The organism is Acidovorax facilis (genome assembly GCF_050626955.1).
Lineage (GTDB): Bacteria > Pseudomonadota > Gammaproteobacteria > Burkholderiales > Burkholderiaceae_C > Acidovorax > Acidovorax facilis.
The window spans coordinates 5,029,254-5,046,329 of the sequence record NZ_CP192460.1; the positions used below are offsets into that span (position 1 = coordinate 5,029,254).

Annotated in this window: 18 protein-coding genes; 15 read left to right on the forward strand and 3 right to left on the reverse strand. The window is 65.1% G+C overall.

The window, feature by feature from the left end; genetic code table 11:
* Positions 1–87 precede the first annotated feature (87 nt).
* Positions 88–438, forward strand: a complete 351-nt coding sequence (locus tag ACQ4MJ_RS23040; protein WP_218300919.1) for an HPF/RaiA family ribosome-associated protein — start codon at positions 88–90, stop codon at positions 436–438.
* Positions 439–621: 183 nt separating this feature from the next.
* Here ACQ4MJ_RS23040 and ACQ4MJ_RS23045 read toward each other — a convergent pair whose 3' ends face one another.
* A complete protein-coding gene (locus tag ACQ4MJ_RS23045) occupies positions 622–1,587 on the reverse strand; it encodes a PDR/VanB family oxidoreductase (protein WP_431151150.1) in 966 nt (321 codons plus the stop codon).
* A complete protein-coding gene (locus tag ACQ4MJ_RS23050) occupies positions 1,584–2,639 on the reverse strand; it encodes a Rieske 2Fe-2S domain-containing protein (RefSeq protein ID WP_431151149.1) in 1,056 nt (351 codons plus the stop codon). The genes ACQ4MJ_RS23045 and ACQ4MJ_RS23050 overlap by 4 nt, the downstream gene beginning before the upstream one ends.
* Positions 2,640–2,928: 289 nt before the next feature.
* On the opposite strand from ACQ4MJ_RS23050, the gene ACQ4MJ_RS23055 reads away from it, so the two are divergent.
* The 6 genes from ACQ4MJ_RS23055 to ACQ4MJ_RS23080 all read left to right on the forward strand — a co-directional run bounded on the left by ACQ4MJ_RS23055 (position 2,929) and on the right by ACQ4MJ_RS23080 (position 9,024).
* Complete coding sequence (locus ACQ4MJ_RS23055; protein ID WP_431151148.1) at positions 2,929–3,717, forward strand: GntR family transcriptional regulator; 789 nt, start codon at positions 2,929–2,931, stop codon at positions 3,715–3,717.
* A 216-nt stretch (positions 3,718–3,933) separates the two neighbouring features.
* Entirely contained in the window at positions 3,934–4,971 is a 1,038-nt protein-coding gene (locus ACQ4MJ_RS23060; RefSeq protein ID WP_176887441.1) for a TRAP transporter substrate-binding protein, read from the forward strand.
* A 147-nt stretch (positions 4,972–5,118) separates the two neighbouring features.
* Positions 5,119–5,637, forward strand: a complete 519-nt coding sequence (locus ACQ4MJ_RS23065) for a TRAP transporter small permease (protein WP_176887440.1) — start codon at positions 5,119–5,121, stop codon at positions 5,635–5,637.
* Positions 5,637–6,953 carry a TRAP transporter large permease gene (locus ACQ4MJ_RS23070; protein ID WP_431151147.1) on the forward strand — a complete coding sequence of 439 codons (1,317 nt, stop codon included), beginning with the start codon at positions 5,637–5,639 and terminating at the stop codon, positions 6,951–6,953. Before ACQ4MJ_RS23065 ends, ACQ4MJ_RS23070 begins: the two co-directional genes overlap by 1 nt.
* 146 nt (positions 6,954–7,099) lie before the next feature.
* Entirely contained in the window at positions 7,100–8,071 is a 972-nt protein-coding gene (locus ACQ4MJ_RS23075) for a Bug family tripartite tricarboxylate transporter substrate binding protein (RefSeq protein ID WP_431151146.1), read from the forward strand.
* A complete protein-coding gene (locus ACQ4MJ_RS23080) occupies positions 8,068–9,024 on the forward strand; it encodes a DUF1932 domain-containing protein (RefSeq protein ID WP_431151145.1) in 957 nt (318 codons plus the stop codon). The genes ACQ4MJ_RS23075 and ACQ4MJ_RS23080 overlap by 4 nt, the downstream gene beginning before the upstream one ends.
* Before the next feature lie 105 nt (positions 9,025–9,129).
* Here ACQ4MJ_RS23080 and ACQ4MJ_RS23085 read toward each other — a convergent pair whose 3' ends face one another.
* Positions 9,130–10,080, reverse strand: coding sequence for a LysR substrate-binding domain-containing protein (locus ACQ4MJ_RS23085; protein WP_431151144.1), 951 nt, complete (start codon positions 10,078–10,080; stop codon positions 9,130–9,132).
* Between the two features lie 170 nt (positions 10,081–10,250).
* Between ACQ4MJ_RS23085 and ACQ4MJ_RS23090 the strand changes: the two genes are divergently transcribed.
* The 8 genes from ACQ4MJ_RS23090 (at position 10,251) to ACQ4MJ_RS23125 (ending at position 17,048) form a co-directional block, all read left to right on the forward strand.
* A complete protein-coding gene (locus ACQ4MJ_RS23090; protein ID WP_431151143.1) occupies positions 10,251–10,943 on the forward strand; it encodes a substrate-binding domain-containing protein in 693 nt (230 codons plus the stop codon).
* 35 nt (positions 10,944–10,978) lie between these two features.
* A complete protein-coding gene (locus ACQ4MJ_RS23095) occupies positions 10,979–12,013 on the forward strand; it encodes an amidohydrolase family protein (RefSeq protein ID WP_056742987.1) in 1,035 nt (344 codons plus the stop codon).
* Position 12,014: 1 nt separating this feature from the next.
* Positions 12,015–12,698: a 4-carboxy-4-hydroxy-2-oxoadipate aldolase/oxaloacetate decarboxylase gene (ligK, locus tag ACQ4MJ_RS23100; protein ID WP_218300927.1), complete on the forward strand. Its 684-nt coding sequence runs from the start codon at positions 12,015–12,017 to the stop codon at positions 12,696–12,698.
* Positions 12,699–12,795: 97 nt separating this feature from the next.
* Positions 12,796–13,803 carry a Bug family tripartite tricarboxylate transporter substrate binding protein gene (locus tag ACQ4MJ_RS23105; protein WP_431151142.1) on the forward strand — a complete coding sequence of 336 codons (1,008 nt, stop codon included), beginning with the start codon at positions 12,796–12,798 and terminating at the stop codon, positions 13,801–13,803.
* Between the two features lie 34 nt (positions 13,804–13,837).
* A complete protein-coding gene (locus tag ACQ4MJ_RS23110; protein ID WP_431151141.1) occupies positions 13,838–14,767 on the forward strand; it encodes an amidohydrolase family protein in 930 nt (309 codons plus the stop codon).
* Between the two features lie 4 nt (positions 14,768–14,771).
* Entirely contained in the window at positions 14,772–15,212 is a 441-nt protein-coding gene (gene ligA / locus ACQ4MJ_RS23115; RefSeq protein ID WP_055398479.1) for a protocatechuate 4,5-dioxygenase subunit alpha, read from the forward strand.
* Between the two features lie 2 nt (positions 15,213–15,214).
* Positions 15,215–16,081: a class III extradiol dioxygenase subunit beta gene (locus ACQ4MJ_RS23120; RefSeq protein ID WP_055398478.1), complete on the forward strand. Its 867-nt coding sequence runs from the start codon at positions 15,215–15,217 to the stop codon at positions 16,079–16,081.
* A 13-nt stretch (positions 16,082–16,094) separates the two neighbouring features.
* Complete coding sequence (locus ACQ4MJ_RS23125) at positions 16,095–17,048, forward strand: Gfo/Idh/MocA family oxidoreductase (protein WP_218300930.1); 954 nt, start codon at positions 16,095–16,097, stop codon at positions 17,046–17,048.
* Positions 17,049–17,076: the final 28 nt, after the last annotated feature.

Below are 17,076 nucleotides of genomic sequence, written 5' to 3' on the forward strand. Positions count from 1 at the left end.
TGAGGATGTTTTGACATGTGTTTACCGGGGTCAAGGCCTGCGGTGCCATCATGGACCCCTGAGCAACGTCATCTGAAAGGAACTCTGATGCAAGTACAAGTCAACACCGACGACCACATCCACGGCGGCGAGTCGCTCGCGCAATGGATCACGGACGAGTCCAAGAGCCGCCTCACGCGCTTTCAGGACCACATCACGCGGCTGGAGGTGTTTCTGTCAGATCTGGATGCGGGCAAGTCCGGCGCCAATGACAAACGCTGCCGCCTCGAGGCCCGCGTCACCGGCCGCCAGCCCGTCACTGTGACCGACGAAGCCGACAAGATGGCCAACGCCTTCATCGGCGCCGTGGACAAGCTGGCCCGCGCGCTCGACACCGACCTGGGCCGCGTCAAAGACCGGCACGGCCGCGACACGATCCGCACGGCCGTGGAAGAGTGAGTTTTGAGTGAAATTGGCTGCTAGCGCTTGATGGATAAGCGCTAGCAGCTATCAATTCAGGATTTTTCAGCCAAACCCCCGCGAGCCCCACGCGGGGGACGCCTGGCAAGGGCCGCCCCGCAGCGAGGGCGTCGTCCCCCTTCAGGGGGAAGGCGCCGCAGGCGACTCAGGGGGTGTTCAACTTCACAAATCCAACACGAGCAGCTTGCTGTGCGCGCGCGAGCAGCAGGGCATGAACTGCTCGTTGGCTGCCTTTTCTTCGTCGGTCAGGTACATGTCGCGGTGGTCCACCTCGCCCTCCAGCACGCGCGTGAGGCAGGTGCCGCACACGCCCTGCTCGCACGAGGTCAGGATGTCGATGCCCTCCTTGCGCAGGGCTTCCACCACCGACACGTCGGGCGCAATCGCGTAGACCTTGCCCGTGCTGGCAATGCGCACGTCAAAGCCCTGATCGCCCGAGGTGTCCTGCGCAGGGGCGCCAAAGTACTCGAGGTGGATGTGGTCCTGCGCCCAGCCCAGGGCCTTGGCACTGTTCACCACATGGTCGATGAAGCCTGCCGGTCCACATACATACAGGCGCTTGTCGGGCCCGGGCGCGGCCAGCACGGCGGCAATGTCCAGCTTCTGTTCGGCCGGGCCCGCATCGAAATGGAAATGCACACGCGGTGCCATGGCCGATGCGGCAATTTCGGCAGCAAACGCCGTGCGTTCGGCAGAGCGTGTGCAGTAGTGCAGCGCAAAGTCGGCGCCCGTGCGCGCCAGCCGGTCGGCCATGCACAGCAGCGGCGTGACGCCAATGCCACCGGCCAGCAGCACCGTGCGCTGCGCGGGGTGCAGCGCAAAGTGGTTGCGGGGTGTGCTGATGGTGATCACATCGCCCTGGTGCACGCTGTCGTGCATGGCGACCGAGCCGCCACGCGACGCCGGATCGCGCAGCACGGCAATGCGGTAGCGGTGCGATTCGTGCGAGGCATTGCACAGCGAATACTGCCGCGTCACACCTCCGGGCAGATGCACATCGATGTGCGAACCCGCGCTGAACGGGGGCAGCGCGGCGCCGTCCACGCGCGCCAGCTCGAAGCTGGCAATGCCTTCGGCCTCGGCCTGCTTTTTGACGACGCGGACCTGGATCGTTTCCTGCGCGGTCATGCGGCCACCGCCTGGGGTGCAGTGGCGGCCTGCTCGGCCGCGATGATGCGGTCCAGGATCTTGCGCGACTGCACCCCGCCTGCGTCGATGTTCAGCATGAGCAGCTTGCGGTCGGGGTAACGCAGCAGGTTCTGCTGCTGCTGTTCCAGCATGTCCTGGTCTTCGGCAAAGATGTTGCCCTGGCCCTCGCGGATCTGCGTGGTGAGCGAGGGGTCTTGCGGCTTGAAGTTGCGCGCCATGCCCCAGAAGTAGTGGATCGAAGTCTCGGTCTCGGGCGTGATGAAGTCCACCACGATGCTCGATGCCTTCTTGTCCGCCGGGGCGTCATAGCCGCCGTTGCCCGCCAGCGCCACGCCCACCTCGATCAGCACATGGCTGGGTGGTGTGAAGTGGCAGATCTGCCAGCGGTCTACCGGCTGGTCGTCGGGCAGGCCGTTCATGCGCAGCGCCATCTTCCAGAAGGGCGGCGCTTCGATGCCTTCCATGAAGCGGCTGGTGATCACCTCGTCTCCCTCCACGCGGGTCTTGCAGGGCACCTCGTCGATTTCCTTCTGGCCGATGCTGGTGGAGTGCACGTAGGTCTCGTGCGTCAGGTCCATCAGGTTGTCGATCATCAGGCGGTAGTCGCAGGCAATGTGGTACAGCCCACCGCCGTAAGCCCATTCGGGGTTGTTGGCCCAGGGCAGGTGGTGGATGGTGGCGGGGTCGGCCTTGTCGGCGTCGCCGGGCCACACCCAGATGAAGCCGTAGCGCTCCACCACCGGAAAGCTGCGCGCCTTGGGAAACCCTTGCACGCGCTGGCCGGGCATGGACACCGACTTGCCCGTGCATTCCACCCTGAGGCCGTGGTAGCCGCATTGCAGGTGGCCTTCGCACACCGTGCCCAGCGACAGTGGTGCGCCCCGGTGGGGGCAGAAGTCGTCCAGCGCGGCGACCTGGTCGGGCGCGGGGCGGTAGAAGACGATCTTCTCGCCACAGATGGTGCGGCCCAGGGGCTTTTCGGCGATCTCGTCAGGGGTGCAGGCTACGTACCAGGCGTTTTTGGGAAACATGCTTGTCTCTCTCCGTGGGGTGGTGGGATGTTGTTGGCCTGGCCCGCAGGCCGCCTTCAGCGCTTTGGTGTTGTGAAGCGGATTGTGCAAAAAAGGCCGTTCGATGTATACATTCAATCGTTGAAAAGCAGCTATTCCGAATGGGCATATCGCATATGCCCTTGTTTTTGAAGCTATTTTTTTGAATTTTCTAGTTGGTTTGGTTTTTGTTTGTATACATTAATGGGCCGCCGGGCTGACCCAAGACTTGGTTGCATGGTTTTTTCGATCAACTCTCCGCACACTCCACATGAACCTCTCTGAGCCCCTCCTTGCGGATTCCGCCCCGGGCGACGCTGCCGAAGGTGGCGCTTCGCAGTCGGTGAAGGCGCAGCTGCGCCTGCGTGAAATGATCCTGGCGGGTGAGTTGCCGGGCGGTGCGCGCATTGCCGAACTGGCCATCGTCGAGAAGCTGGGGGTGTCGCGCACGCCCATCCGCGCCGCGCTCATGCGGCTGGAGCAAGAGGGCCTGCTGCAGCTGCTGCCCGGGGGCGGGTACGCCGTGCGCACCTTTTCCGAAACCGATGTGGCCGACGCCATTGCGCTGCGCGGCACGCTGGAAGGGCTGGCCGCGCGCCTGGCGGCCGAGCGCGGGGTGGATGCCGCCGTGCTGGCCGACGCCCATGCCTGCCTGGATGCCATCGACACCACCTTGGCCCCTTCCACGCTGGACGACGTGGGTTTCTCGCGCTATGTGGAGCTGAACGCACGTTTTCACCTGCTGTTGGGCCGCATGGTGGGCAGCGATGTGGTGGCGCGGGAGCTGGAGCGGGTCAAGGGCTTGCCGTTTGCGTCGCCCTCGGCCTTTGTGATGGTGCAGACCCATTCGCCGCAGGCGCGCGACTTGCTGGTGGTGGCCCAAGACCAGCATCGCCAGCTGCTGGACGCCATCGAGCACCATGAGGGCGCGCGGGCCGAGGCGATCATGCGCGAGCATTCGCGCCTCGCGCAGCGCAACCTGCGTGCAGCCTTGTCGGGCCAGGACGGTGGGCAGGTGCATGCCGACATGCCCGCCCTCACGCTCATTCGGCGGGGGTGACGGACAACCAACCAAGCGCGAGGGTTGCAGGGTCTGCGGGTTTCACCGGTTTCATAACGTTACGGCATAGCTGAAAGTCCGTCATAGAACTGGCATGTGGATGCGACTGCATGCACAGTGGGGGCGGGACAGTGTCCCGCTCCATGCCGCAGGTTCTCTGCGGCCCTGGGGTGTGGCCTCGCAGATGTGCAGATAAATCGAGACCGGAGACAAAAAATGAACTTCTTCAAGCGACGCGCCGCATTGACGGCCCTGGGGGCAGCGGCCCTGGCAACGGTGGCTGGCAGTGCCATGGCGCAGACCGTGACCTTGCGGCTGCACCAGATGCTCCCACCCCAGGCCACCATCCCGGCCAAGGCCCTGGTGCCCTGGGCCCAGAAGGTCGAGGCCGACTCGGGCGGCAAGATCAAGGTGCAACTGTTCCACGCCATGCAACTGGGCGGCGCGCCGCCACAGCTGTTTGACCAGGCGCGCGATGGCGTGGTGGACTTCACCTGGACGGTGCTGGGCTACACCCCCGGCCGTTTCCCCAAGACCGAAGTGTTCGAGCTGCCCTTCATGAGCGGCAGCGCTGAAGCGTCTTCGCGCGCCATCCAGGAATACGTCGAGAAGTTCGCGGCCGACGAGTTCAAGGACGTCAAGCTCATCGCCGTGCACACGCATGGCCCCGGCCTGTTCCATACCAAGGCGCCGGTCACCGGCCTGGAAAGCCTGCGCGGCATGAAGGTGCGTGGGGGCTCGCGCATCATCAACAACATGCTCACCAAGCTGGGCGCCACGCCTGTGGGCATGCCCGTTCCCGCTGTGACCGAGGCCCTGTCCAAAGGCGTGATTGACGGCACCACCATCCCCTGGGAGGTGACGCCCTCGTTGAAGGTGACCGAGCTGGTGCGCAACCACACGACCTTTGCTGGCAAGGAAGGCCTGTACACGCAGACTTTTGCGTTCTCGATGAACAAGGCCAGCTATGACAAGCTGCCACCCGATCTCAAGGCAGTGATCGACAAGAACTCCGGCATTGAGGCCGCTGCCATGTTCGGTCGTGCCATGGACGAGGGCGACAAGGTGGGCCGCCAGATTGCCGAGCGCGCCAAGAACAACATCGTGGCTCTGGATGTGGCCGAGACGCAGCGCTGGCGCCGCACGGCCGCTGCGGTGGAGACGGACTGGGTCGCCGAGTCCAAATCCAAGGGCTTTGATGGCGCCAAGCTCGCTGCTGAAGCCCGCGCACTGATTGCCAAGCACAGCAAGTAAGCCGGTGGCTCGGCGGGCCGGCCCTGGTTGCGAAAGGTGGCCTGCCCTGGCTGCCTGCTTGTTGCTTTGTCTCTACGGCGCCAAGGGCGCTGCGGGCGCGGCTGTGTGCGTCGCCCCTTTTCTGGACCTCTGCAGGAACAACTCCGCATGATTGCATTTATCTACCGGCTGTCCCGTTGGGCCGCCATCGTGGGCGGCATCGTGCTGGTCGCGCTCACCCTCATGATCGTGGCCAGCATCACGGGCCGGGCGCTGATCGGCCTGGGCCTGGGGCCGGTGCCGGGCGATTTTGAACTGGTGGAGATGGGCACGGGTGTTGCCGTGCTGTTCTTTCTGCCCTGGACCTATCTCAAGGGCGGCCATGCCACGGTGGACCTGCTGTACACGCACCTGCCCGCCTGGGCAAAGCGTGCGGTGCTGCTGGTCAGCGACCTGCTGATGCTGGCGGTCTGGCTGCTGATGACCTGGAAGCTCTACGAAGGCATGGTCGAGAAGAAGCAATACATGGAAACCACCTTCATCCTGCAGATGCCCCTGTGGTGGGCCTATGCCGCCTGCCTGGTGGGCGCCGTCATCGGCTGCCTCGCCTACCTGGCGCGCACAGCTACGCTGTTGGGCATCGGCAAGGAGCCCGAAGGCTGGACCACCGAAGCGGGGGTGCACTGATGAGCGGCGTCGAACTCGCAGCCTGGTCGTTCCCGATCCTGCTGTTCCTCATCTTTGTGCGCATCCCCATTGGCCTGGCCATGCTGGTCTGCGGCCTGGTGGGTGCGTGGCTGATCTACGGCACCACGGCGCCGGTGCTCAACCAGCTCAAGCAGGTCACCTTCAGCACGTTCTCCAGCTACTCGCTGTCGGTCATTCCGCTGTTTCTGCTCATGGGCCAGTTTGCGGCGCTGGGTGGCTTGTCACAGGCGCTGTTCAAGGCGGCGGAGGCCTGGATTGGCCACCGCAAGGGCGGCGTGGCCATGGCGGCCGTGGGCGCCTGCGCGGGTTTTGGTGCCATCTGCGGCTCATCGCTGGCCACGGCGGCCACCATGGGTCAGGTGGCGCTGCCTGAGCTGAAGAAGGCAGGCTACGCAGGCGGCATCTCTACTGCCACGCTGGCGGCGGGGGGGACGCTGGGCATTCTGATACCGCCTTCGGTGGTGCTGGTGATCTACGCCATCCTGACCGAGCAGAACATTGCCAAGCTCTTCCTGGCCGCTTTTGTGCCGGGCATCATGGCGGCGATTGGCTACGTCATCGTGATCGCGCTGTATGCCCGGTGGCGCCCCAAGGAGATGGGCTCCAAGCCCCCGATGCCCATGGCGGAGCGCTGGAAAGCCACGGCCAAGGTCTGGCCGGTGCTGCTGATCTTCATTGCCGTGGTGGGCGGCATCTACCTCGGATTCTTCACGCCCACCGAAGGCGCTGCCGTGGGGGCCTTTGGCACGGGCGTGGCAGCCTGGCTATCGGGTGGGCTGAACCGCAAGACTCTGGTCGGCGCCGTGATGGGCACAGCCGTGTCCACGGGCATGATCTTCATGATCGTGCTGGGCGCGGGTGTCTACAACACCTTCCTGGCGCTGTCGCAACTGCCCCAGGAGGCCGCGCAGATGGTGGCCGGGTCGGGCCTGAGCCCGATGGTGGTGCTGGTCGCCATCCTGGTCATCTATGTGGTGCTGGGGTGTTTCATGGATTCGTTGTCCATGATCCTGCTGACCATCCCTGTGTTCTTCCCCATCGTCACTGCGCTGGACTTTGGCCTCACGCCCGAAGAGTTCGCGATCTGGTTCGGCATCCTGGTGCTCATCGTAGTCGAGGTGGGTCTCATCACACCGCCCGTGGGCATGAACCTGTTTGTGATCAACAGCATGGCCAAAGACGTTCCCATCATGGCCACCTACCGCGCCATCCTGCCGTTTGTCGCCAGTGACTTCATACGCACCGCGATCCTGGTGGCGTTCCCGAGCATCGTGATCTTCGTTTTGAGGTTTTAAATGAAGCCCCCCCTGAGCCGCGTCGCAGCTTCCCCCTCAAGGGGGACGCCGCCAGCGCGGCGGGCCGGCCCTTGCGCGGCGGCCGCTGGCGTGGCCGCGTCAGTTGCGACGGCTGTGGCGGTATGTACCGCAGTGGAGCACTGACCATGCAGCGCCGCCGTGTCTTTGCTGCTGCGGCGGCTTCCCTGGCGCTGACTGCGCTGCGGGTGCATGCGCAGCCCGCGTTCCCAACCAAGGCGCTGCGCATCGTGGTGCCCTTTGCGGCGGGCGGCGTGGGTGACCTCACCGCACGCGCCGTGGCAACCGTGCTGGCCGCGCGGCTGGGGCAGCCCGTGGTCATCGACAACCGCCCCGGCGCCGGGGGTGTGGCGGCTGCCGATGCGGTCGCACGCGCGGAGCCCGACGGGCATACGCTGTTCCTCCTGTCCAACGGCACGGCGGTATCCGCAAGCCTTTTCAAGTCGCTGCCCTACGACACGCTGGCCGACTTCGCTCCGGTCAGCACGCTGGGTTTCTTCGATATCGCGGTGCTGGTACCTGCCGATTCGCCCCACCGCACGCTGGCCCAGCTGCTGGCGCATGCGCGGGCCCATCCAGGCCAACTCAATATCGGCAGCATCAACATCGGGAGCACCCAGCACCTGGCGGCCGAGCTGTTCAAAAGCAGCGCGGCCATTGATGCGCAGGTGGTGCCGTTCAACGGCACGCCCGCACTCATCACCGCGCTGCGGGGTCGGCAGGTGGATGTGGGCGTGGAGATTCTGGGCCCCACCTTGCCGCAGGTGCGCGCCGGGGCGTTGCGCGTTCTGGCGGTCACGGGCGAGCAGCGCTCTGTGGTGTTGCCCGATGCGCCCACGGCGGTGGAGCTGGGCGTGAAGGGTTTTGTGGCCGCTTCATGGAACGCGCTGGCCGTGCCCTCGCGCACACCGCGCGCGGTGGTGGACCGGCTGCAGCGCGAGGTGGTGGCCACCGTGGCGACACCCGCCGTGCAGCAGCAGCTGCGCGCGCTCAACGTCGAGCCCCGCACCTCCACACCCGAGCAGGCCGCTGCCCTGCTCAAAACCGACATCGACCGCTGGCGCGCCGTGATGGAGCGCGCGGGCATCCCCAAGCAATGAAACCTGATAGCACCATGCAGACCGAAGAGAACCCAGTCCTGCCCCCTGTGGACCGCCTGGGTATCGTCGGCTACGGCGAGGTGGGCCGCATCTTTGCAGCGGGCCTGCGCAAAGCCGGTGTGAGCGATGTGGCGGTATGGGACCTGAAGTTCATCGACCCTGCGAAGGGCCCCGAGCCGCTCGCCCACGCACAGGTGGCGGGCGTGGTTGCGGCCGACAGCGTTGCGGCCCTGTGCGCCGGGCGCCAGCTCATCGTGTCGGCGGTGACGGCCAGCAACACGCTGGCGGTGGCCGAGGCGGTGGCGCTGCACATTGCGCCTGGCGCGTTCTTTCTGGACCTCAATTCCGCATCCCCCGGTACCAAGCAGCAGGCCGCCGCGTTGATCCACGCGCGTGGCGCCCGGTACGTCGAGGCGGGGGTGATGACGTCGGTGCCGCCCTATGGCATCGCCGTGCCCATGCTGCTCGGAGGCCCCCACGCCGCCACGCTGGCGCCTGTGTTGCACGGGTGGGGCATGGACGCCAAGCCGGTCAGCGACCAGCTGGGCGTGGCCAGTGCCATCAAGATGTGTCGCAGCGTGATGATCAAGGGGCTGGAGGCGCTGGTGATGGAGAGCTATGCCACGGCCCGCCATTACGGTGTGGAAGACCATGTGCTGCCCACCTTGGCTGAGACCTTTCCGTCCATCGACTGGCAAAAGCAGGGCAGCTACTTCTTCAGCCGCGTGGTGCAGCACGGCCAGCGCCGCGCCGAAGAGATGCGCGAGTCAGCCCGCACCGTGGGTGAAGCAGGCATGGCGCCGCTGATGGCATCAGCCATCGCCGACAAGCAGCAGTGGGTGGCCGACCTGGCGCGCGAAGGCATCTTTCAAGGTCTGCCCCAGGACGTGCGCTGGCAGGACTATGCGGATCGGTTGTTAGAAAGTTTGTCATCACCTGGGGCCGGGGGCTGACGCCTCGGTCTCTTTGATAGGCCTCTGCTCCAAGCCTGCTTGCACAGGTTTGGACGTTCGCGAAGAGCTGCCGCCTCTGGCGGCTGCACCGGGGCGCGCAGCGCCTCAGGGGGGGCTCCTGTACAACGCTTGCAAGGTGCTGCGAATCAGTTCCGCCATCGCCTGCTGCGTGAGCGTTGCAGGGCGCTGCGAACTCACTGCCAAGAAGAGCTTGCTGCGCAGCCGTGCGCTGTCCTCGCCATCCATGCTCGCACCCAGAATCGGCCGCGTAATGAACACCTCGGGCTTGCCCGACGTGGTGACCGCATTCATGGGCAGCACCGCGCAGCCCGCGCCATCGGCCACCAGGTCCAGGATGGCGGCCACGCCGTCGATCTCCAGGCTGATCTGTGGGCGCTTGCCGCGGGCCGCCAGTTCGGACTCCACCAGCATGCGGATCGAGTTGGGGCGCGTGGGGATCACCAGCGGAAATCGTGTCAGCTCGTCCAGCGACACGGGCTCGCGCGCCAGCGCATCGGCTTCGGCATCCGTCTGGCCCACGGCGCGGCGCTGCACCAGAAACAGGTCTTCCTCCAGCAGCGCGGTGATCTCGATGCCCGGCGCAGGGGGTGTGTTGTAGAGCAGCGCAATGTCGAGCAGCCCTGTGGTCAACGACTCGCGCATGGCCACCGACAGGCCCTCGCTGATGGCCAGCGCCGCATCGGGCAGCTTCACGCGGAAGGCGCGGGTCAGCGGCACGGTCAGCACCTTGGCAATACTGGGTGGCAGGCCAATGGCCACACGCCCGGCGAGGGCGCCGCGCACGCGGCCCAGCTCTTCGCGCGCGCGCTCCACCTGGTGCAGGATGCCCCGCCCATGCTCCAGCAGCAGCTTGCCCGCCTCGGTGGGCGTGGCACCCCGGCCATTGCGCACCAGCAGGTTCTGGCGCAGCTCCACCTCCAGCAGGCGCACCTGGCGGCTCAGGGCAGGCTGGGCAATGTCCAGCACCACAGAAGCCCGGGTAAAGCTACCCAGCTCGGCCACGCGCACAAAGTATTCGATCTGCTTGAGGTCCATGGGGAATGCTCTCTGCTATTTGAATAGCTCCAAGTCAACGATCACGGAATGATATATCTGGTAGTGCCGGTGCCGCCTTCTTGTTTGGCCCTGCGCTGACCACAATCAGCGCCATGGAACCCCAGCGCACGCAACGCGCGGGCCACCCGCAGCCCGGCAGGAGACACAGCATGACCCCCCCAGAAATTCGCGGCATTTCGTCGATGGCCACGCGCCAGGTGCTGGCCGATCTGGGGGCCGGGTTTGCGCAGCAATCGGGCACGCAGGCCGCCATCGAATCGGTGGGCGGCGTGGACGCGGCCAAGCGTGTGGCGGCCGGTGAGGCGTTCGACGTCGTCATCCTTGCCTCCGACGCCATCGACAAGCTTTTGGCTGCGGGTCACCTGCTGCCCGGCAGCAAGGTGGACTGGGTGCACTCCGGCGTGGCCGTGGCCGTGCCTGCAGGCGCACCGTTGCCCGACATCCGCACCGAAGAAGCAGTGCGCCAGGCCGTGCTGGCCGCGCCCAGCATCAGCCTGTCCACCGGCCCCAGCGGCGTGGCACTGGCCAAGCTGTTCGAGCGCTGGGGCATTGCCGAACAGATCGCACCGCGCATGGTGCAGGCGCCCCCTGGGGTGCCGGTGGGCTCGCTGGTGGCCAAGGGCGAGGTGGCGCTGGGCTTTCAACAGTTGAGCGAGCTGCTGCACGTGCCGGGCATCCAGATCGTGGGCCCGTTGCCACCGGCCATCCAGATCACCACCACGTTTTCCGCAGGCGTTGGCGTGCATTCGCAACAGGCGGATGCAGCACGTGCGTTGCTGGCTTACCTGGCCTCTCCCGCTGCGGCGGACGCCAAGCAAAAGCAGGGCATGACCCCCGCCTGACCGATCACAAGAACACCTTCCAGGAGCACCCAAAAATGAGCCTCATCATCGACTGCCACGGCCACTACACCACGGCCCCCAAGGCGCTGGAGAACTGGCGCAATGCGCAGATCGCCGGCATCAAAGACCCAGCCGCCATGCCCAAAGTGGCAGACCTGCACATCAGCGACGACGAGCTGCGCGAGTCCATCGAGACCAACCAGCTCAAGCTGATGAAGGAGCGCGGCAGCGACATCACGCTGTTCAGTCCGCGCGCCAGCTTCATGGCCCACCACATCGGCGACTTCAATGTGTCCAGCACCTGGGCCGCCATCTGCAACGAGCTGTGCTATCGGGTCTCCACGCTGTTCCCCGACCACTTCGTGCCCGTGGCCATGCTGCCACAAAGCCCCGGCGTGGACCCCGCCACCTGCATCCCTGAGTTGGAAAAGTGCGTGCACGAATACGGCGCCGTGGGCATCAACCTGAACCCTGACCCTTCCGGCGGCCACTGGACCAGCCCCCCGCTGACCGACAAGCACTGGTACCCCATCTACGAAAAGATGGTGGAGTACGACCTGCCCGCCATGATCCACGTGAGCACCAGCTGCAACGCATGCTTCCACACCACCGGCGCGCACTACCTGAACGCTGACACCACGGCCTTCATGCAGTTGATCCAGGGCGACCTGTTCAAGGATTTCCCCACGCTCAAGTTCCTGATCCCGCACGGCGGCGGCGCGGTGCCTTACCACTGGGGCCGCTTCCGTGGCCTGGCGCAGGAGATGAAGAAGCCCCTGCTCGACGAGCATCTGATGAACAACGTGTATTTCGATACCTGCGTGTACCACCAGCCCGGCATCGACCTGCTCAACACCGTGATCCCGGTGAAGAACGTGCTGTTTGCCAGCGAAATGATCGGCGCGGTGCGGGGCATCGACCCCACCACCGGCAACTACTACGACGACACCAAGCGCTATATCGAGGCGTCCACGATCCTGAGTGCCGACGACAAGCACCAGATCTACGAAGCCAACACGCGCCGTGTTTTCTCCCGACTCGATTCACGCCTGAAGGCAAAGGGGCTCTGACATGTTTGAACTTGGCGTTGTCTACCGCAACATCACCCGTGCCGACCGCGCAGCCGCTGACGGCCTGGCTGCCCTCGGCTCGGCTACCGTGCACGAGGCCATGGGCCGCGTGGGCCTGCTCAAGCCCTACATGCGCCCCATCTACGGCGGCCAGCAGGTCAGCGGCACAGCCGTCACCGTGCTGCTGCAGCCCGGCGACAACTGGATGATGCATGTGGCGGCCGAGCAGATCCAGCCCGGCGACATCGTGGTGGCAGCCGTCACCTCGGAGTGCACCGACGGCTATTTTGGCGACCTGCTGGCCACCAGCTTCCAGGCCCGTGGCGCCCGCGCGCTCATCATCGACGCCGGTGTGCGCGACGTGAAGACGCTGCAGGCAATGAACTTCCCCGTGTGGAGCAAGGCGATCAGCAGCAAGGGCACCATCAAGGCCACGCTGGGCTCGGTCAACATCCCCGTGGTGTGCGCCGGTGCGCTGGTCACGCCGGGCGATGTGATCGTGGCCGACGACGACGGCGTGGTGTGTGTGCCTGCCGCCCGCGCGGTCGAGACCCTGGCCGCCGCGCAAAAGCGCGAAAGCTTTGAAGGCGAGAAGCGCGCCAAGCTGGCCAGCGGCGTGCTGGGCCTGGATATGTACAACATGCGCCCCGGCCTGGAGAAGGCAGGCCTCAGGTACATCGATTGAACCCCGGTCTCAAGTCTTTTTGGCCTCTAGCGCTTATTCAATAAGCGCTAGTAGCTATTAATTTTATAGCTATCGTTTTTCTTCTGTTCTGTATTCCATGACGTTCTCTGTGTCTCCCTCTTTCCGTCTCCGCCGCACGTTGTCCCTGGCATTGGGCGTGGCCGCGGCCGCAGCTTTGGCGCCGCAATTCGCTGCCGCGCAGCAGTTCCCCACCAAGCAGGTGCGCGTCATCAGCCCCTTCCCCGTGGGCGGAGGCCCCGATGGTGTGGCCCGCCTAGTGGCCGACAAGCTCTCGCGCACCTGGGGCACGGGCGTGATCGTGGAGAACCGCCCCGGTGGCAACGGCTTCATCGCCATCGATGCCTGGAAGCGCGGCGCCAAGGACGGCCACGACCTGCTCATCCTGGACAACGTGCACCTGGCCGCCTACCCCAGCCTGTTCAAGAAGCTGCCCTACGACGTGGCCAAGGACTTCGACACGCTGCTGCCGCTGTTCAAGACGCACTTCTTCTTCACCGTGGGCACGGGCAGCAAGTACAAGACCGTGGCCGATATCGTGGCAGACGCCAAGGCGCGACCTGGCAAGCTCAACTACGGCAGCTGGTCCGTGGGCAACCCGGTGCACCTGGGCTCGGAGCTGTTCGAATCGGCCACCGGCACGCAGATGGAGCATGTGATCTTCAAGGAGACCACGCAGCTCTACACCTCGGTCTCCACCGGCGAGATCGACTTTGCGCTGGGCAGCGCCGCCACCGCAGGCCCGCTGTACCGCGCTGGCAAGCTGCGTCTGCTCGCGTTTGCCGGGCCCCAGCGCTCGGCCGAGTTCCCCGACGTGCCCACCGTGGCCGAATCGGGTGGCCCCAAGGACTTTGCCGTCACGGGTTGGAACGCCATCGCCGTGCCGCCCGGCCTGCCCGCCGCCGTGGCCGACAAGATCCGCAAGGACATAGAACAGGCCCTGACCGGCCCCGAAGTGGCGGAGAAGTTCAAGACCTTTGGCTACGAGCAGTTCCCCACCACGCGCGCCCAGTTCAACCAGTTCGTCAAGGACGAGAGCCAGCGTTTTGGCGACGTGATCCGCAAGGCCAACGTGTCGCTCGATTGATCTGCGAGCCTGCAAGAAACCAAGGAGTACGCGCATGAGCGAATTCACAAAAACCCCCGGCTGGCTCGACTGGTACGCGGGTCCGAGCAAACCCCGGTTCCTGGTGCCTGTCGGTGCGGTGGACGCGCATTGCCACGTGTTCGGCCCCGGGGCCGAGTTCCCCTACGCCCCCGAGCGCAAGTACACGCCCTGCGATGCCAGCAAGCACCAGCTGTACGCGCTGCGCGACCACCTGGGTTTTGCGCGCAACGTGGTGGTGCAGGCCACCTGCCACGGCGCGGACAACCGCGCCATGGTCGATGCGCTGGTGCACTCGGGCGGCAAAGCGCGTGGCGTGGCCACCGTCAAGCGCTCGGTCAGCGATGAAGAACTGCAGGCCATGCACGCGGCCGGTGTGCGCGGCGTGCGCTTCAACTTCGTCAAACGCCTGGTGGACTTCACGCCCAAGGACGAGCTGATGGAGATTGCCGCGCGCATCCACCAGCTGGGTTGGCATGTGGTGATCTACTTCGAGGCGGTGGACCTGCCCGAGCTGTGGGACTTCTTCACCGCCCTGCCCACCACGGTGGTGGTGGACCACATGGGCCGCCCCGATGTGAGCAAGCCGGTGGATGGGCCGGAGTTCGAACTGTTCCTGAAGTTCATGCGCCAGCACCCCAATGTGTGGAGCAAGGTGAGCTGCCCCGAGCGCCTCTCCGTGACTGGCCCCAAGGCCCTGAACGGCGAGCAGAACGCCTACACCGACGTGATCCCCTTCGCCCGCCGCGTGGTGGAAGAGTTCCCCGACCGTGTGCTCTGGGGCACCGACTGGCCCCACCCCAACCTCAAGGACCACATGCCCGATGATGGCCTGCTGGTGGACTTCATCCCGCACATCGCAACGACACCGGAGTTGCAAAAGAAGCTGCTGGTGGACAACCCCATGCGCCTGTACTGGCCCGAAGAAGTCACCGTGGAGGACTGACACCATGTCTCTCGATAAACCCTACCTCGACGTGCCCGGCACGACCATCTTCGACGCCGAGCAAAGCCGCAAGGGCTACTGGCTCAACCAGTTCTGCATGAGCCTGATGAAGGCCGAGAACCGCGTCCGCTTCAAGGCCAACGAACGCGCCTACCTGGACGAATGGGCGATGACCGAAGAGCAGAAGCAGGCCGTGCTGGCGCGCGACCTGAACTGGTGCATTCGCCTGGGCGGCAACATCTACTTCCTGGCCAAGATCGGCTCGACCGACGGCAAGAGCTTTCAGCAGATGGCGGGCAGCATGACCGGCATGACCGAAGAGGAATACCGCAACATGATGATCAACGGCGGCCGCAGCGCCGAAGGCAACCGCTACGTGGGCGAAGATGGCGACGCCCAGGCGCACCGCCAGCCGCAAGGCAGCGCGGGCAAGAAAGGAATCTGACGATGGCCAAAATCACCGCCTCCGTGTTCACATCGCATGTGCCAGCCATTGGCGCGGCCATGGACCTGGGCAAGACCCACGAGGACTACTGGAAGCCCGTGTTCGCGGGCTATGACTTTGGCAAGCAGTGGATCAAGGACAACAAGCCCGACGTGATCTTCCTGGTCTACAACGACCACGCCACGGCCTTCAGCCTGGACCTGATCCCCACGTTCGCCATCGGCACCGCTGCCGAATATGAAGTGGCCGATGAGGGCTTTGGCCCGCGCCCCGTGCCCAAGGTCATTGGTCATCCTGACCTGGCCGCGCACATTGCGCAGTCGGTCATCCAGCAGGACTTTGACCTCACCATCGTCAACAAGATGGCCGTGGACCACGGCTTGACCGTGCCCCTGTCGCTGATGTTTGGCGAACAAGACCCCGTGAAGGGCGCCTGGCCCTGCCCGGTGATCCCGTTCGCCGTCAACGTGGTGCAGTACCCCGTGCCCAGCGGCCGCCGCTGCTACAACCTGGGCCAGGCCATCCGCAAGGCCGTGGAGAGCTATGACGAAGACCTGAACGTGCACATCTGGGGCACGGGTGGCATGAGCCACCAGCTGCAGGGCCCGCGCGCCGGCCTCATCAACAAAGAGTTTGACAACGCCTTCCTCGACAAGCTCATCAACGACCCCGAGGCCGCTGCCAGCATCCCGCACATCGACTATGTGCGCGAGGCGGGCAGCGAGGGCATCGAGCTGGTGATGTGGCTCATCGCGCGTGGCGCGATGGCCGATGTGGCCGGTGGCAAGCCACCCAAGCTGGCGCACCGCTTCTACCATGTGCCCGCGTCCAACACCGCCGTGGGCCACCTGATTCTCGAGAACACGTAAAAGGACACACACCATGACCATCAAAGTCGCACTCGCAGGCGCTGGCGCCTTCGGCATCAAGCACCTGGACGGCATCAAGAACATCGACGGCGTCGAAGTCGTCTCCCTCATCAGCCGCGATCTGGCCAAGACCCAGGAAGTGGCCGACAAGTACGGCATCAAGCATGTCACCACCGATCTGGCCGACAGCCTGGCCATCAAGGAAGTGGACGCCGTCATTTTGTGCACACCCACGCAGATGCACGCCAGCCAGACCATTGCCTGCCTGGAGGCGGGCAAGCACGTGCAGGTCGAGATCCCGCTGTGCGACGTGCTGGCCGATGGCGAGAAAGTCGTCGCCCTGCAAAAGCAGACCGGCCTGGTGGCCATGTGCGGCCACACCCGCCGCTTCAACCCCAGCCACCAGTACGTGCACAAAAAGATCACGGCAGGCGAGTTCAACATCCAGCAGATGGATGTGCAGACCTACTTCTTCCGCCGCACCAACATGAACGCGCTGGGCCAGGCGCGCAGCTGGACGGACCACCTGCTGTGGCACCACGCTGCGCACACCGTGGACCTGTTCGCCTATCAGGCCGGCAGCCCCATCGTGAAGGCCAACGCTATCCAGGGCCCTATCCACCCCACGCTGGGCATTGCGATGGACATGAGCATCCAGCTTAAGGCGGCCAATGGTGCCATCTGCACGCTGAGCTTGAGCTTCAACAACGATGGCCCGCTGGGCACCTTCTTCCGCTACATCGGCGACTCGGCCACGTACATCGCGCGCTACGACGACCTGGTGAATGGCAAGGAAGAAAAGATCGACGTGAGCAAGGTCGATGTGAGCATGAACGGCATAGAGCTGCAGGACCGCGAGTTCTTCGCCGCCATCAAGGAAGGCCGCGAGCCCAACGCCAGCGTGGCGCAGGTGCTGCCGTGCTACCAGGTGCTGCACAACCTGGAGCTGCAGCTCAACGCAGGCTGATTTCAAGCCAAATAAGCTGCTAGCGGTC

What these genes read in the sequence shown, in the direction of transcription:
- ACQ4MJ_RS23040 (WP_218300919.1), top strand. Translation starts at nt 88, where the DNA reads ATGCAAGTACAAGTCAACACCGACGACCACATCCACGGCGGCGAGTCG.
- ACQ4MJ_RS23045 (WP_431151150.1), bottom strand. Translation starts at nt 1,587, where the DNA reads ATGACCGCGCAGGAAACGATCCAGGTCCGCGTCGTCAAAAAGCAGGCC.
- ACQ4MJ_RS23050 (WP_431151149.1), bottom strand. Translation starts at nt 2,639, where the DNA reads ATGTTTCCCAAAAACGCCTGGTACGTAGCCTGCACCCCTGACGAGATC.
- ACQ4MJ_RS23055 (WP_431151148.1), top strand. Translation starts at nt 2,929, where the DNA reads ATGAACCTCTCTGAGCCCCTCCTTGCGGATTCCGCCCCGGGCGACGCT.
- ACQ4MJ_RS23060 (WP_176887441.1), top strand. Translation starts at nt 3,934, where the DNA reads ATGAACTTCTTCAAGCGACGCGCCGCATTGACGGCCCTGGGGGCAGCG.
- ACQ4MJ_RS23065 (WP_176887440.1), top strand. Translation starts at nt 5,119, where the DNA reads ATGATTGCATTTATCTACCGGCTGTCCCGTTGGGCCGCCATCGTGGGC.
- ACQ4MJ_RS23070 (WP_431151147.1), top strand. Translation starts at nt 5,637, where the DNA reads ATGAGCGGCGTCGAACTCGCAGCCTGGTCGTTCCCGATCCTGCTGTTC.
- ACQ4MJ_RS23075 (WP_431151146.1), top strand. Translation starts at nt 7,100, where the DNA reads ATGCAGCGCCGCCGTGTCTTTGCTGCTGCGGCGGCTTCCCTGGCGCTG.
- ACQ4MJ_RS23080 (WP_431151145.1), top strand. Translation starts at nt 8,068, where the DNA reads ATGAAACCTGATAGCACCATGCAGACCGAAGAGAACCCAGTCCTGCCC.
- ACQ4MJ_RS23085 (WP_431151144.1), bottom strand. Translation starts at nt 10,080, where the DNA reads ATGGACCTCAAGCAGATCGAATACTTTGTGCGCGTGGCCGAGCTGGGT.
- ACQ4MJ_RS23090 (WP_431151143.1), top strand. Translation starts at nt 10,251, where the DNA reads ATGACCCCCCCAGAAATTCGCGGCATTTCGTCGATGGCCACGCGCCAG.
- ACQ4MJ_RS23095 (WP_056742987.1), top strand. Translation starts at nt 10,979, where the DNA reads ATGAGCCTCATCATCGACTGCCACGGCCACTACACCACGGCCCCCAAG.
- ligK (WP_218300927.1), top strand. Translation starts at nt 12,015, where the DNA reads ATGTTTGAACTTGGCGTTGTCTACCGCAACATCACCCGTGCCGACCGC.
- ACQ4MJ_RS23105 (WP_431151142.1), top strand. Translation starts at nt 12,796, where the DNA reads ATGACGTTCTCTGTGTCTCCCTCTTTCCGTCTCCGCCGCACGTTGTCC.
- ACQ4MJ_RS23110 (WP_431151141.1), top strand. Translation starts at nt 13,838, where the DNA reads ATGAGCGAATTCACAAAAACCCCCGGCTGGCTCGACTGGTACGCGGGT.
- ligA (WP_055398479.1), top strand. Translation starts at nt 14,772, where the DNA reads ATGTCTCTCGATAAACCCTACCTCGACGTGCCCGGCACGACCATCTTC.
- ACQ4MJ_RS23120 (WP_055398478.1), top strand. Translation starts at nt 15,215, where the DNA reads ATGGCCAAAATCACCGCCTCCGTGTTCACATCGCATGTGCCAGCCATT.
- ACQ4MJ_RS23125 (WP_218300930.1), top strand. Translation starts at nt 16,095, where the DNA reads ATGACCATCAAAGTCGCACTCGCAGGCGCTGGCGCCTTCGGCATCAAG.